The organism is Marinomonas sp. 5E14-1 (assembly GCF_039939215.1).
In the GTDB taxonomy this organism is placed as follows: Bacteria; Pseudomonadota; Gammaproteobacteria; order Pseudomonadales; family Marinomonadaceae; genus Marinomonas.
The window spans coordinates 193,889-206,506 of the sequence record NZ_JBDXMW010000007.1 but is presented as its reverse complement, the minus strand read 5'-3'; the positions used below and the strand labels follow the sequence as shown (position 1 = coordinate 206,506).

Annotated in this window: 12 protein-coding genes; 8 read left to right on the top strand and 4 right to left on the bottom strand. The window is 41.7% G+C overall.

All coding sequences use genetic code 11. The annotated features are described in order from the left end of the window. Nucleotides 1-583: retention module-containing protein (locus ABFY09_RS08690; protein WP_347983919.1), on the bottom strand; the 583-nt coding region annotated here is incomplete at its 3' end. 391 nt (nt 584-974) lie between these two features. Between ABFY09_RS08690 and ABFY09_RS08685 the strand changes: the two genes are divergently transcribed. The 6 genes from ABFY09_RS08685 to arsJ all read left to right on the top strand — a co-directional run bounded on the left by ABFY09_RS08685 (nt 975) and on the right by arsJ (nt 6,281). Next, nucleotides 975-2,465, top strand: coding sequence for a SulP family inorganic anion transporter (locus ABFY09_RS08685; protein WP_347983918.1), 1,491 nt, complete (start codon nt 975-977; stop codon nt 2,463-2,465). A gap of 64 nt (nt 2,466-2,529) precedes the next feature. After that, complete coding sequence (locus ABFY09_RS08680; RefSeq protein ID WP_347983917.1) at nt 2,530-3,381, top strand: universal stress protein; 852 nt, start codon at nt 2,530-2,532, stop codon at nt 3,379-3,381. Between the two features lie 204 nt (nt 3,382-3,585). Further along, entirely contained in the window at nt 3,586-3,756 is a 171-nt protein-coding gene (locus tag ABFY09_RS08675) for a metalloregulator ArsR/SmtB family transcription factor (RefSeq protein ID WP_347983916.1), read from the top strand. 24 nt (nt 3,757-3,780) lie between these two features. Then, on the top strand, nt 3,781-3,930 hold the full coding sequence (locus ABFY09_RS08670; protein WP_347983915.1) for a hypothetical protein: 150 nt from the start codon (nt 3,781-3,783) through the stop codon (nt 3,928-3,930). A gap of 49 nt (nt 3,931-3,979) precedes the next feature. Beyond that, nucleotides 3,980-4,987, top strand: a complete 1,008-nt coding sequence (locus ABFY09_RS08665; RefSeq protein WP_347983914.1) for an ArsJ-associated glyceraldehyde-3-phosphate dehydrogenase — start codon at nt 3,980-3,982, stop codon at nt 4,985-4,987. 76 nt (nt 4,988-5,063) lie between these two features. Continuing rightward, nucleotides 5,064-6,281 (top strand): organoarsenical effux MFS transporter ArsJ, encoded by a 1,218-nt coding sequence (gene arsJ, locus ABFY09_RS08660; RefSeq protein ID WP_347983913.1) that lies wholly within the window; start codon nt 5,064-5,066, stop codon nt 6,279-6,281. 65 nt (nt 6,282-6,346) lie between these two features. Here the strand turns inward: arsJ and ABFY09_RS08655 are convergent, their stop codons facing one another. From ABFY09_RS08655 to ABFY09_RS08645, 3 genes are all read right to left on the bottom strand, one after another. Then, nucleotides 6,347-7,390, bottom strand: a complete 1,044-nt coding sequence (locus tag ABFY09_RS08655) for a low specificity L-threonine aldolase (protein ID WP_347983912.1) — start codon at nt 7,388-7,390, stop codon at nt 6,347-6,349. A 280-nt stretch (nt 7,391-7,670) separates the two neighbouring features. Further along, entirely contained in the window at nt 7,671-8,858 is a 1,188-nt protein-coding gene (gene uxuA / locus ABFY09_RS08650; protein ID WP_347983911.1) for a mannonate dehydratase, read from the bottom strand. A 1-nt stretch (nt 8,859) separates the two neighbouring features. Then, nucleotides 8,860-10,329 (bottom strand): mannitol dehydrogenase family protein, encoded by a 1,470-nt coding sequence (locus ABFY09_RS08645; RefSeq protein WP_347983910.1) that lies wholly within the window; start codon nt 10,327-10,329, stop codon nt 8,860-8,862. Nucleotides 10,330-10,563: 234 nt separating this feature from the next. Between ABFY09_RS08645 and ABFY09_RS08640 the strand changes: the two genes are divergently transcribed. Further along, entirely contained in the window at nt 10,564-11,331 is a 768-nt protein-coding gene (locus ABFY09_RS08640; RefSeq protein WP_347983909.1) for an FCD domain-containing protein, read from the top strand. A gap of 278 nt (nt 11,332-11,609) precedes the next feature. Beyond that, the gene (locus tag ABFY09_RS08635) at nt 11,610-12,602 is read left to right on the top strand and encodes a TRAP transporter substrate-binding protein (protein WP_347983908.1); all 993 of its coding nucleotides are present in this window, start codon (nt 11,610-11,612) and stop codon (nt 12,600-12,602) included. The last annotated feature ends 16 nt before the right edge of the window (nt 12,603-12,618 follow it).

The window sequence follows — 12,618 nt, the reverse complement described above, 5'->3', positions numbered from 1 at the left end:
TATCAGTATCAGTATCAGTATCAGTATCAGTATCAGTATCAGTATCAGTATCAGTATCAGTATCAGTATCAGTATCAGTATCAGTATCAGTATCATCAAATGAAGCGACTACATTGACACTTTCAACAGCATCAGTGTCATAACCATAAACAGGTAATGAATCGATATCGCCATTTCTTTCTATAGAGACATCTACACGATTTTGCTCATCTAAAACTTCGCCTGCTGCAGGAGCTTCTTGCACTAGAGTCGGGTCATCACCCGCTAAGATCGCAGCTTGTAGGGCCTCAACCTCAGCCGTAGCATCTTCAACTAACTCTTCATTACTGCCTGGGTTATATACTTCTTCGTTAATTTCAACGATTGAATCACCGCCAATCACGACTTCTGCGCCATCAACAAGAGCAATCGTAACGCTAGCGTTTGTCCCAGTGATAATGGTTTCAGCAAAGTAAATTTGGTCGCCAATCTGGAGTTCTCGTGTTTGACCATCAATAGATTGAACAGTGACTGACCCACTTAATTTAGTCACGATACCAATAGGGTCGCCTAATGTTGAAAATGTATTTTGATTGTCGCTCATGGTGAATCTCCTAGACTCTTGATAAGACGTAATAAATTTTTAATTAATTGCAGGATAGTGGAATCAAATACAAGTCGCTATTGTACCTTGGTACAGTAATACCTCTAATTTGTTTCAGTTCGTAAACTAGATAGTTCAAAGACCTTTGCCGTTGCCATCAATATCCTAAATCTTTATAATCGCCGCATTCTAAATGCTCCTCAAACTCAGGGTTTTTTTTCAATGTTTTGCTAATAAATTAATTAGCGCTCTACCCTTTGTTCTGCCTGCTTTATACAGTCATACCTTTATCCTTGTATGTTGTGTAACTGGCACCGCATTAACTTCAACATTAATTCGAAGCTTCTCTCTATAAAGAAGCTAAATACTCCTACAAAATAGAAGGTAATAAATGATCGACTCAATAAAACGAGATTGGTTCTCGAACATAAAAGGCGACTCCCTCGCTGGTACTGTTGTTGCTCTTGCCCTCATACCAGAAGCAATCGCCTTTTCTATTATTGCGGGCGTGGACCCAAAAGTTGGCTTATATGCATCATTTTGTATTGCTGTAATCATCTCTTTTGTTGGTGGTCGACCTGGAATGATTTCCGCCGCCACTGGCGCCATGGCGTTGTTGATGGTGACATTGGTAAAAGAGCATGGTTTAGAGTATTTGCTTGCAGCTAGCCTATTAACCGGGGGCATCCAGATTTTTGCGGGATACTTAAAGTTAGGTTCTTTAATGCGTTTTGTGTCTCGGTCTGTTGTAACAGGGTTTGTAAATGCCTTAGCCATTCTGATATTTATGGCCCAGCTACCAGAATTAACCGACGTTACTTGGCATGTTTACGCAATGACGGCTGCCGGTCTTGGTATCATTTACCTTTTCCCCTTACTGCCTGTAATTGGTAAAGCCCTTCCTTCTCCGTTAGTTTGTATTGTTGTTTTAACGGCGTTCGCTATGACGTATGGCTTAGATATCCGAACCGTATCGGATATGGGCGAGCTTCCAGATACTCTGCCTATTTTTCTATGGCCGGATGTTCCATTAACACTGGAAACATTAATGATTATCCTGCCTTACTCCATCGGCCTTGCGCTTGTTGGCTTGCTGGAATCCATGATGACAGCCACGATAGTAGACGAGTTCACGGATACAACGAGTGATAAAAACCGCGAATGCAAAGGTCAAGGCATTGCAAACATTGGTTCTAGTTTATTCGGTGGGATGGCTGGTTGTGCCATGATTGGTCAATCTGTGATCAACGTAAAATCCGGTGGTCGCGGACGACTATCAACTTTCATCGCCGGTTTCTTGCTATTGATCATGGTGGTGTTTCTTGACGACCTTATTGGCCAAATCCCAATGGCGGCGCTTGTTGCAGTCATGATAATGGTATCAATTGGTACTTTTTCTTGGGAATCCATTATTAACCTGAAGAAACACCCTCTGTCGACTAATATAGTTATGTTGGCTACCGTTTCTATTGTTGTCGCTACACACAACCTTGCTTTGGGCGTATTTGTTGGTGTGTTGTTAGCCTCTCTGTTTTTTGCTAATAAGATTGGCCGCTTCATGGTGATTAAAAGCGACAAAAATGAAAATACGAACCACCGTACCTATAAAGTTATCGGACAAGTCTTTTTTGCGTCGTCAGATCAATTTAATGGCTCTTTTGATTTTAAAGAAGCGATTGAAAAGGTTACGATCGATTTATCCGATGCGCACTTCTGGGACATTACATCTGTATCTGCTCTAGATAAGGTTGTGATTAAATTCCGCCGCGAAGGTGCCGAGGTAGAAGTCGTAGGATTAAATGAAGCCAGCGCAACAGTCGTTGATAAATTTGGTGTTCATAACAATCCAGAAGAAGTAGAAAAAGTGATGGGCGGCCACTAAAAACTAACCGCTGAAAATCACACCCTCCTTCTTCTTTTGTAATCATGAGATAAGGAGTACAGCAATGACAAATATAATAGCTTGTATCGATGGTTCTGCTTTATCAGAAAACATCACAACAGCCTCTGTATGGGCTGCGAAACAAATGACTTGTCCGCTAACATTGTTGCACTCCTTAGAAAAGGAACCTCCCAGAACCGATGAAGACCTATCTGGTACGATAGGTTTTGGGAGCCGAGAGCATCTCTTGGACGAACTTATTACATTAGATGCTCAACGGGCGAAACTCGCTCTTGAACACGGTAAACTCATCCTAGAAAACGCTAAGGCATTCGCCTTAAAAGCTGGCGCAAAACAAATAGAATTACTACAACGTCACGGCAACCTCGTCGAAACACTTGCCGATCTGGAAGAAGAAACTCGTCTTATTGTGCTCGGTCGCCTTGGTACGAATCATGCCATGGACGCTCATACGATCGGTTCACACATAGAACAAGTCGCCCGCACCTCTCACAAACCTATTCTTATTAGTATCGGTAAATTCGAAACACCTAAAAACTTTATGATTGCCTATGATGGGCGAGAAGCCGCAGATAACGCTATCGCCAGAATTGCGCAAAGCCCTCTTTTATTGGGCTTACCTTGTCACTTGGTCATGGCAGGAGAAAACACAAAAGAAAGACGCGCCAAACTGGAAGAAGCTCAAAACATCCTTGAAGAAGAAGGTTTCCAAGTAACCTCAAGCATTCAGTCAGGCAAAATCTACCCTGTTCTTACCCAATATCGCAATGAGCACAGCATCGAATTAATGGTTATGAGCGCTTACGCACACTCAAAAGTAAGACAGTTTTTTGTTGGCAGCAATACCAGTAAAATGATCATAGAAAGCAATACTCCACTATTAATTCTGCGCTAATTTCTGTTTTCTCACAAAACTGTTATCAAGTGATGCTATTAAAAGGTGACCATTGAATGAGTCACCTTTTTCGCTTTGGCTACACGACAAGCAATTATGACAATTAAATTAAATATCGACCAAACACAAACATACGATTTTACATATATACAAAAACCCATATACTCTCCTTCTAAGAATACATGAAAGAAAAAAGCAATCGAAATGGACCCAAGTTTATTTTTTAAAGCATTAGCTGACGACACAAGACTCCGCTGTCTTTTATTAATTAAACAATTCACTGAGCTATGTGTTTGTGAGCTTATGGAAGCACTCAATGAAACACAGCCAAAGATTTCTCGTCATCTTGCTCAGTTACGTAAGAACGGGTTATAAAACGACAGACGCAAAGGGCAGTAGGTGTTTTATAGGTTAAATCCAGGTCTTCCAGAATGGGCGACAAAAATTTTGCAAACAATACTAAACAGTCAGAAAGAATGGCTAAAAACCAACACCGAAAAGCTTAAAAGCATGGAAAACCGCCCAGAGCGTTTAAACGAATACTGTTAATGAATAGCAACCTAACCTTTCAAACACTCAATACAATCAGGATTTAAAAATGACCATTAAAGTAGGAATCAACGGATTTGGCCGCATGGGCCGACTTTCTTTTCGCGCCGCTTTTGATTGGGACGATGTCGAGTTTGTCCAAATCAACGATCTTGCAGGTAACGCTGCAACATTGGCTCATCTTGTTAATTTCGACTCAGTTCATGGCCGTTGGCACCACAATGCCACCAGCGAAGGCGATAGCATTCTAATCAATGGAAAAGAAATCAAATGCACAAGCAATCGAGATATTGCTGCAACAGATTGGTCAGAATGTGATGTTGTTATTGAAGCAACAGGTGCCATGAAGACAAAGACACTGTTACAAGCTTACCTTGACCAAGGTGTAAAACGTGTTGTTGTTACCGCTCCTGTCAAAGAAGATGGCGTTTTAAACGTCGTAATGGGCGTCAACGACAAAGACTACGACCCACAGCAACACCCAATAGTGACCGCAGCATCTTGTACAACCAACTGCCTAGCACCTGTGGTTAAAGTTCTACATGAATCCATCGGCATCAAACACGGCTCCATGACCACAATTCACGACATTACAAACACACAAACTATCATCGATGCACCACATCAAGATCTACGTCGTGCACGTGCTTGTGGCAGTAGTTTAATTCCAACGACAACGGGTTCTGCAACCGCTATCACACACATTTTCCCAGAACTCAAAGGCAAGCTTAACGGTCACGCTGTTCGCATTCCATTAACCAACGCCTCTCTGACAGACTGTGTTTTTGAAATGGATCGCACCACAACAAAAGCTGAAATCAACAAACTGCTTCAAGATGCCAGCAAAGGCGAATTAAAAGACATTCTTGGTTATGAAGAACGCCCGTTGGTTTCTATAGATTACAAAACCGACCCTCGCTCTAGCATTATCGATGCACCAAGCACCATGGTTATCAATGGTACACAAGTAAAACTGTATGTGTGGTATGACAATGAGTGGGGCTATGCAAATCGTACTGCTGAGTTAATGCGAAAAGTAGGACGCTTAGACAAATAAGCTACCTAAAAAAAAACACCATTTAAAATCGCCGCAAGGCCGTTTTATCCCATAACCCAAAGCTAAAAACGAGACTATGCTTTCACAACTTTCTCAAAGTGTTCGCCAGTACCTTATCGTAACTGGTAACTATTGGTGCTTTACCCTAACCGATGGCGCATTGCGCATGTTGGTTGTTTTGTATTTCTATGGGTTAGGCTATGGCGCATTAGAGATCGCCCTACTCTTTGTTTTTTATGAAGCCTTTGGTGTCGTGACCAATTTGTTAGGCGGATGGCTTGGCGCTAAATGGGGATTAAACCGCACCATGAACATAGGCCTTGGCATGCAAATTCTTGCTCTTTCTATGCTCTTGGTGCCTGATTCATGGCTAACAGTTATTTGGGTTATGGCAGCACAAGCTTTATCAGGCATCGCCAAAGACTTAAATAAGATGAGCGCTAAAAGTTCTATTAAAGTATTGGTACCAAAAGGTGAAAGTGGCCAACTTTATCAATGGGTTGCAGTATTAACTGGCTCAAAAAACGCTTTAAAAGGCATTGGTTTTTTTATCGGTGGATTGCTGCTAACCACTGTAGGTTTCCATCAAGCCATTCTTATCGTGACGCTTGCCCTTGGTTTAGTGTGGGCATTCAGTATCTGGCAATTAAAAGAAGACCTTGGCAAATCGACAAGCAAACCTAAGTTTTCTGAAATTTTCTCTAAAAGCAAAGAAATCAATATTCTCTCTGCGGCGCGCATGTTCCTTTTTGGCGCAAGAGACGTCTGGTTTGTGGTCGCGCTACCGGTTTACTTAAGCAGTCAGTTTGGCTGGGATCATTGGACTGTCGGCGGTTTTCTTGCTCTTTGGGTTATTGGTTACGGAATCGTTCAGAGTCTCGCACCTCACATAACAGGAAAACGCAGCAAGCAAGTCCCTGGCGCCAAAGTGGTTACTTTATGGGCACTGGCATTGACAATTTTACCGCCAGGTATTGCGATTGGCTTGCAATCGTCATTCTACCCACAAGTTATATTACTAGGCGGACTGGTTGTATTCGGCGCTGTTTTTGCTGTAAATTCCTCGCTCCACAGTTACTTGATTGTCCAGTTCGCCAGTAAAGATGGCGTATCAATGGATGTTGGCTTTTATTATATGGCCAATGCCATGGGGCGTTTAATTGGAACATTATTTTCAGGGTGGATTTACCAAGAATACGGTCTAATCAGCTGCTTATGGGTTTCATGCGCTTTCCTACTTTTCGCCAGTCTCATTTCACTTTTACTGCCGAAGCAAAACCAAAAGAGCCAGTGAATATCTAATATTCACTGGCTCTTTTTTAGATACAACTGATTTTAAAAAACTTAGTCTAAACGAGTTTAAGCGCCCTGCTCTGCAAAGTACCTTGCACTCTCAACAAAAGCTTCTACACCTTCTTTTGGCGTACGAAAAGACGTCACTAGACGAATCATACCTTCGGCCCAACGACCAGTGTAAAAAGCATAACCTTCTGCTAGTAAGTACTCAATCATTGGTGTTGGCATAGTACAAAAGAGCATATTCGCTTGAGCTGGTGTATTAATTTTCACACCAGGAATACCTTTCAAACCATCCTGCAAAAGCGCCATCATGCCATTCGCATGCTCAGCATTAATACGCCACAGCTCATCCGTCAAATAAGCAATCATTTGTGACGCCAATAAACGCATCTTAGAATGCAAATGTCCGCCACGTTTACGAAGGTGCCCCAGGTCTTTCGCCAAAGGCTTTTTGAATACAACAATGGCTTCCGCTGTCATGGCTCCATTTTTCGTTGCACCAAAAGACAAAATATCCACGCCCGCTTTCCAAGTCATCTCAGCAGGTGTACAACCTAAAGCAACCAAAGCATTGGCAAAACGCGCGCCATCCATATGAACAGGCAAGCCTGCCTCTTTTGCAATCGCTGTAATGGTTTTCAATTCTTGTAAAGTGTAAACACTACCGACTTCTGTCACTTGTGATACGCTAACAGAGGAAGGCTGACAAGAATGTACATCACCTTTTTTCTGGTGAGCTAGCGTTTTTAATTTAATAGGATCGATCTTCGCGTCTTTACCGCCAATCCCAACCAAACGGGCGCCACCTGTATAAAATTCAGGGGCTGAGCATTCATCATTCAAAATATGGCTTTCTGAGTGACAAAGTACACTTCCCCACGGCGGTGTCATCGCACTTAAACTTAATACATTTGCCGCTGTTCCTGTGGAAACCAAAAAGACATCCACATCACATTCAAAAAGCTCAGTAAACATGCGCGTCACTTGCGCTGTATAATCATCATTTCCATAAGGCATGGTATCACCCTGATTCGCAGCCATTATCGCTGCTATGACAGAATCTGACGCACCCGCGATGTTGTCACTGGTAAAAGCCTCTTTCATCTAACATCCTCCATTTATTAATTTTCCTTATTGTGTCAGGGCTGAAAGCGTTCCGCTTGTATTTTTGTGCAATAAGAAAGAACTTTAAAAACTCAACACAACAGTCGCTTACAAACAGCTCTGATCAAAGCGAGACATTTTCTCAAACTCATTACGAGCAATAGGAGCAAACTGGCAATCCAATAAAGCGCAGCAATACATCTAGCTAGCTCATACAAAAAATGCCTTCTGTCCCAGCGAGACAGAAGGCATTTTTTATTCATCCTACCCTAAAACATTTTTATTTAGGCGCTGTGAGCATGCTCTTTAAGCCCATTTCTAGGCCGCGAACTTCTGCTAACCCTTTCATTCTTCCTAATGTCGAATAGCCAGGTTTTGCGTCTTTCGCCAAATCATTCAGGATTTGGTGACCATGATCAGGCCTCATTGGAATAAGGTGAAAAGCATCACTACCTTTACGCTTTTGCTCTTCTTTAATTAACGCACTCACTACGCCAACCATGTCTACATCACCTCCAAGGTGAGAGGCTTCATGAAAGCTACCAGCCACTTCTTCTCGCTTTGTAGATCTCAAATGAGTAAAGAAGATACTTGAACCAAAGCGTTCAACCATGTCGACTAAGTCATTATCAGCACGCACACCGTAAGACCCCGTACACAATGTAATACCGTTTGATGAGCTTGGTACTGCATCCAAAAGCCATTGCACATCGTCTTTGACTGATACAATACGCGGCAAACCTAGAATAGGACATGGTGGATCATCTGGGTGAATTGCGAGCTTCAATCTACCCTGCTCTGCAACAGGAACAATCGCTTCTAAAAAGAATTTGAGGCTCTGACGAAGTTCGTTTCGATCAATATGGTCGTATTCTGCTAATTTTTCACGAAATTGCTCTAGTGTGTAGCTCTCTTCTGCACCGGGTAAGCCTGCAATGATGTTGGCAACTAAGAGGTTTTTATCTTCCTCTTTTAAGTTTTCAAGGAAGGTTTTTGCTTCGGCTTTTTCTGCATCACTGTATTCCAGCTCTGCGCCTTTGCGTTCTAAAATGTAGAGTTCAAACGCCGCAAACGCGGTTTGATCAAATCGAAGTGCACGGGAACCATCCGGCAATTCATAAGCCAAATCCGTACGCGTCCAATCCAAAACAGGCATAAAGTTGTAACACACAGTGTCTATGCCACAGGCTGATAAATTCGCAAGTGTTTGTTTGTAGTTCTCTATATATTCAAGATACTTTCCTGTGCGTTTTTTAATGTCTTCATGTACAGGGACACTCTCCACCACAGACCATCGCAAGCCATGATTTTCGACCATAGTTTTACGTGCTTGTATAGCTTCAATGGGCCAAACATCGCCATTAGGAATTTCATGCAACGCAGTAACAACGCCTGTTGCACCACATTGACGAATGTCTATTAAGGTTGTGTCATCATTTGGTCCGAACCAACGCCAAGTATGTTCCATTCTATTCTCCGAAACGTGCTGTATCAGGTTGATCGAACTGCAAACAGTCAACCACACCTTTTGTTGTCAATGTTAAATAAGAGTTCAAAACGGATTGAAAGAAGCCTTCGTCTTGTCTGAGGCTTTCTGGGAAAACGCTCTCTAATGTCAGCATCTCTCGAATCAGGCTTTCTGGATCTGAATTACGAGCATGAATCTCGTTAAATGTTTGCGACATTGGATCATCAACAATGTGTGTTTGACCTGTTACAGATTCCCCACGAACATACAAAAGCCAAGCGGCAACCCCTAATGCAATCGCCGATATTTCTTGATTCAAAGCCAATCTATTTTCAGCTACGGGCAACCAGCGCTGAGGAATTTTCTGTGATCCGTCCATACCGATCTGCGTCAACTTATGCTGTAAACTATCGTTTGAAAAGCGTCGAATGAGATTCTCTATGTAAGCCTGAATATCAACGCCCTCTGGCATATTCAACGTAGGTGCAGCCTCTAAAGTCATATAATGGCGAATTAAAACAACCAGTTTAGGGTCTGCCGCTGCGTCTGCAACTGTGCTTAGTTTTGCTGTGGAGCCAACATAGGCCAGCAAAGAATGACTTCCATTTAACAAACGCAGTTTCATGGTTTCAAATGGGTGAACATCTTTTACCATTTGAACACCATCTAACTCCCAATCTGGTCGACCTAATGGGAAGTTATCTTCCACTACCCATTGGCTAAAGGCTTCACACATCACAGCATTTGGATCGTTACAATCTAATTCAGCTTGTAGCCGCGCTCGTGATTCATCTGTCATGGCGGGCACAATTCTATCCACCATAGAGCAAGGAAACGCCACGTTTTCTTTAATCCATTTGGCAAATTCTTCGGATCGAAGTGACGCTAGTTCGCACACGGCTTGACGTGTTATTTCGCCGTTATTTGGCATGTTGTCACAAGACAAAATAGTAAACGGCGCTAAGCCTAATGCTTTACGACGAAATAAGGCTTCCACCAAAATACCTGGCGCTGTTTTCGGTGTAGTTGGCGATTGCATATCATGCTGAATGTTTGGGTCATCACAGCGTAATTTTTTATCTGATGGCGTGACATAATAGCCTTTTTCGGTGACCGTTAAAGTCACTATTTTGGTATGAGGTGATAACAGCTTTTCAAATAAAGCGTCTTTGTCTTCTCCCGCAAATAAAGCGTCTCTGATGGCGTTAACTTCTCTCAACTCAGCATGCTGACTGTCTGTATATTCAGCTATGTGATAGCGACAGCTTTGTGTTTTTAATTGGTCAACCAACAGTCTATTGGAACGAATATTAACGGCACATATTCCCCAATCACCACCAAGGTTACGGTTTAGGTTTTTTTCGACATAAAGCGCTTGATGAGCACGATGAAAAGCACCCAAGCCAATATGTACGATACCAATTCCAATATTTTCTGGCGCATACAACGTATTTATTGTTTTTATCTTCATGATGGCCTCTTTATTGCCCAGTTAAGATGTAATTTCTGGTACTGATTTTGAGGAGTGCTTCAGATCTAAAAGAACTAAAGTAAGAGCGCTTCCTACTCTGAGAATGATCAATATATTGAACCAAAGTTCCTTTTTGGTCAACCAAATAAAAAATTGGTTGACCAAATTTCTTTATACTCTTAGATTAGAAGTCATACTAAACGCACAATTGAACCAATAAGCAGAATTACATTAATGATAGAGACACTTACTAAGCCAAAACGCTTATACCAAGAAATTGGGTTGAAGCTGTATGAGGAACTCAGTGATAGCCGCTTTAGCGTTGGCGACAAACTACCTCCTGAGCGAGATATCGCAGAAAACTTGGGAGTAAGCCGCGCTGTCGTTCGAGAAGCTTTAATCATGCTTGAACTAATGGGACTTGTTGAAGTTAGGAAAGGCAGTGGCATCTACTTAATCAAACAACCAACGGAGAGCTTACCAAAAAAAGAGTTTGAGTCTTCTGTAGATAAGAATGACGTTGGGCCTTTTGAAATGATGCAAGCAAGACAGCTGCTTGAAAGTCATGTGGCTGAGTTTGCAGCAACACAAGCAACTAAGAAAGACATTATGAAAATGCGTAACGCATTAGAGCTAGAAAAACAAAATATCGAAGAGACAGACAACAACCATGATGCTGATAAGCTTTTTCATCTTGCCATCGCCGAAGCGACTCAAAACAGCGTACTCGTGGATTTAGTAGAGAATCTCTGGGAAAGACGTGAAAAAAGCCCTATGTGGAAACAATTACACCGCCACATAATAGATCAAACATACAGAAAGCAGTGGCTCGTGGATCATGAAGATATTTTATTAGCCATTCAACAAAAAAAACCGGATGCCGCACGTAATGCCATGTGGCGGCATTTAGAAAACGTAAAAGATACCTTGCTGTTATTATCTGAGCACCAGTCACCGAATTTTGATGGTTACTTATTTAGCTCTAATCCAGTTCAGATTTAAATATTGACAAAAACTAAAAATCCAATTTCAAATAGTAAGTCAAACTGTTTGAAAATTATAATTAGCAGATAGGGATTAATTTCTAAAATGTTAATTATTTTTTGTAAACGCGAACCATTATCAACATATAAAACAAGAGGAAAATGTATTAACAAAATGTAAAAAATCATACCTAGACAGCATGATTCGTTTTCAATATAGTAACTCCGAGTGTTTAAGTACTATTGCATGACAATTGTTGCTTTAAAACACAATCATAATAATAAGGATAAAAAAAAATGATAAAATTTAATGTTAAAGAAATCATGAAAGCTACTTTGGTTGGCGCTACATTCGCAGCACTAATCGCTCCTGTTAATGCGGTAACACTTCGTGGTGCCAGCATGTTCGATGACAATCACACCTTCACAAAAACGATGGTTAAATTTGATGACCTTGTAAGCCAGTATTACAAAGGTGACGTAGACTTTGATTTGCGTTTGAACGGTGAGTTTGGTGTTGAGAAAGATTATGTGACTTTCTTGAACCAAGGTGTTGCAATCGACTACACCATCTTAGCGCCATCGAACATGGCTCGCTTCGCACCATCTATCCCTCTTATGGATATGCCATTCTTGTTCCGTGATCTCGACCATTGGAATGAAGTTTTATCCAGCAATATTCTCGCTCCTCTTGAAAAAGAGCTCTCTGATAAAGCCGACATAGTGATTGTTGGTTATGCTGGCGGTGGTACTCGCAACCTAATTTCCAGTAAAAAAATCAGCAACTCTAAAGAGCTCTCTGGCCATAAAATGCGTGTAATGGGCGCCCCAATTCAAGCTCAGATCTTTAATGCGATCGGTGCAGCACCTTCTGCAATTGCTTATAACGAAGTTTATAACGCGATTCAAACAGGTGTAGTGAGCGGCCTTGAAAACGAAGCGGCAAGCATCCAAAACCTTAAGTTTTATGAAGTTGCACCATATGTAACAAAAACAGCCCATACCATCACAGTACGCCCTATTGTATTTAGTGGTAAGAGCTTCCGTAAATTACCAGCTGATCTTCAAGCTGCCATCAAAAAAGCAGGTAAAGAAGCAGGTGCATACGGTCGTGAACTTGAGTCCCGTGAAGACGCAATCAAACTTAAGCAAATGGAAGATGCAGGTCAGATCAAAGTATCCGAATTTGCCAACCGTGAGAAATTGCTAGTCATGGTTAAACCTGTACAAGATAAATTTGCAGAAAGCATTGGCGCAACAGAATTACTTGAAGCCATTCGTAGCAGGTAATCAATCGCGTTACTTT

Excerpts from the sequence above, each read along its gene's own strand:
- ABFY09_RS08640 (WP_347983909.1), top strand. The coding sequence starts at position 10,564 with ATGATAGAGACACTTACTAAGCCAAAACGCTTATACCAAGAAATTGGG.
- ABFY09_RS08635 (WP_347983908.1), top strand. The coding sequence starts at position 11,610 with ATGATAAAATTTAATGTTAAAGAAATCATGAAAGCTACTTTGGTTGGC.
- ABFY09_RS08680 (WP_347983917.1), top strand. The coding sequence starts at position 2,530 with ATGACAAATATAATAGCTTGTATCGATGGTTCTGCTTTATCAGAAAAC.
- ABFY09_RS08645 (WP_347983910.1), bottom strand. The coding sequence starts at position 10,329 with ATGAAGATAAAAACAATAAATACGTTGTATGCGCCAGAAAATATTGGA.
- ABFY09_RS08655 (WP_347983912.1), bottom strand. The coding sequence starts at position 7,390 with ATGAAAGAGGCTTTTACCAGTGACAACATCGCGGGTGCGTCAGATTCT.
- uxuA (WP_347983911.1), bottom strand. The coding sequence starts at position 8,858 with ATGGAACATACTTGGCGTTGGTTCGGACCAAATGATGACACAACCTTA.
- ABFY09_RS08665 (WP_347983914.1), top strand. The coding sequence starts at position 3,980 with ATGACCATTAAAGTAGGAATCAACGGATTTGGCCGCATGGGCCGACTT.
- ABFY09_RS08685 (WP_347983918.1), top strand. The coding sequence starts at position 975 with ATGATCGACTCAATAAAACGAGATTGGTTCTCGAACATAAAAGGCGAC.
- arsJ (WP_347983913.1), top strand. The coding sequence starts at position 5,064 with ATGCTTTCACAACTTTCTCAAAGTGTTCGCCAGTACCTTATCGTAACT.
- ABFY09_RS08675 (WP_347983916.1), top strand. The coding sequence starts at position 3,586 with ATGGACCCAAGTTTATTTTTTAAAGCATTAGCTGACGACACAAGACTC.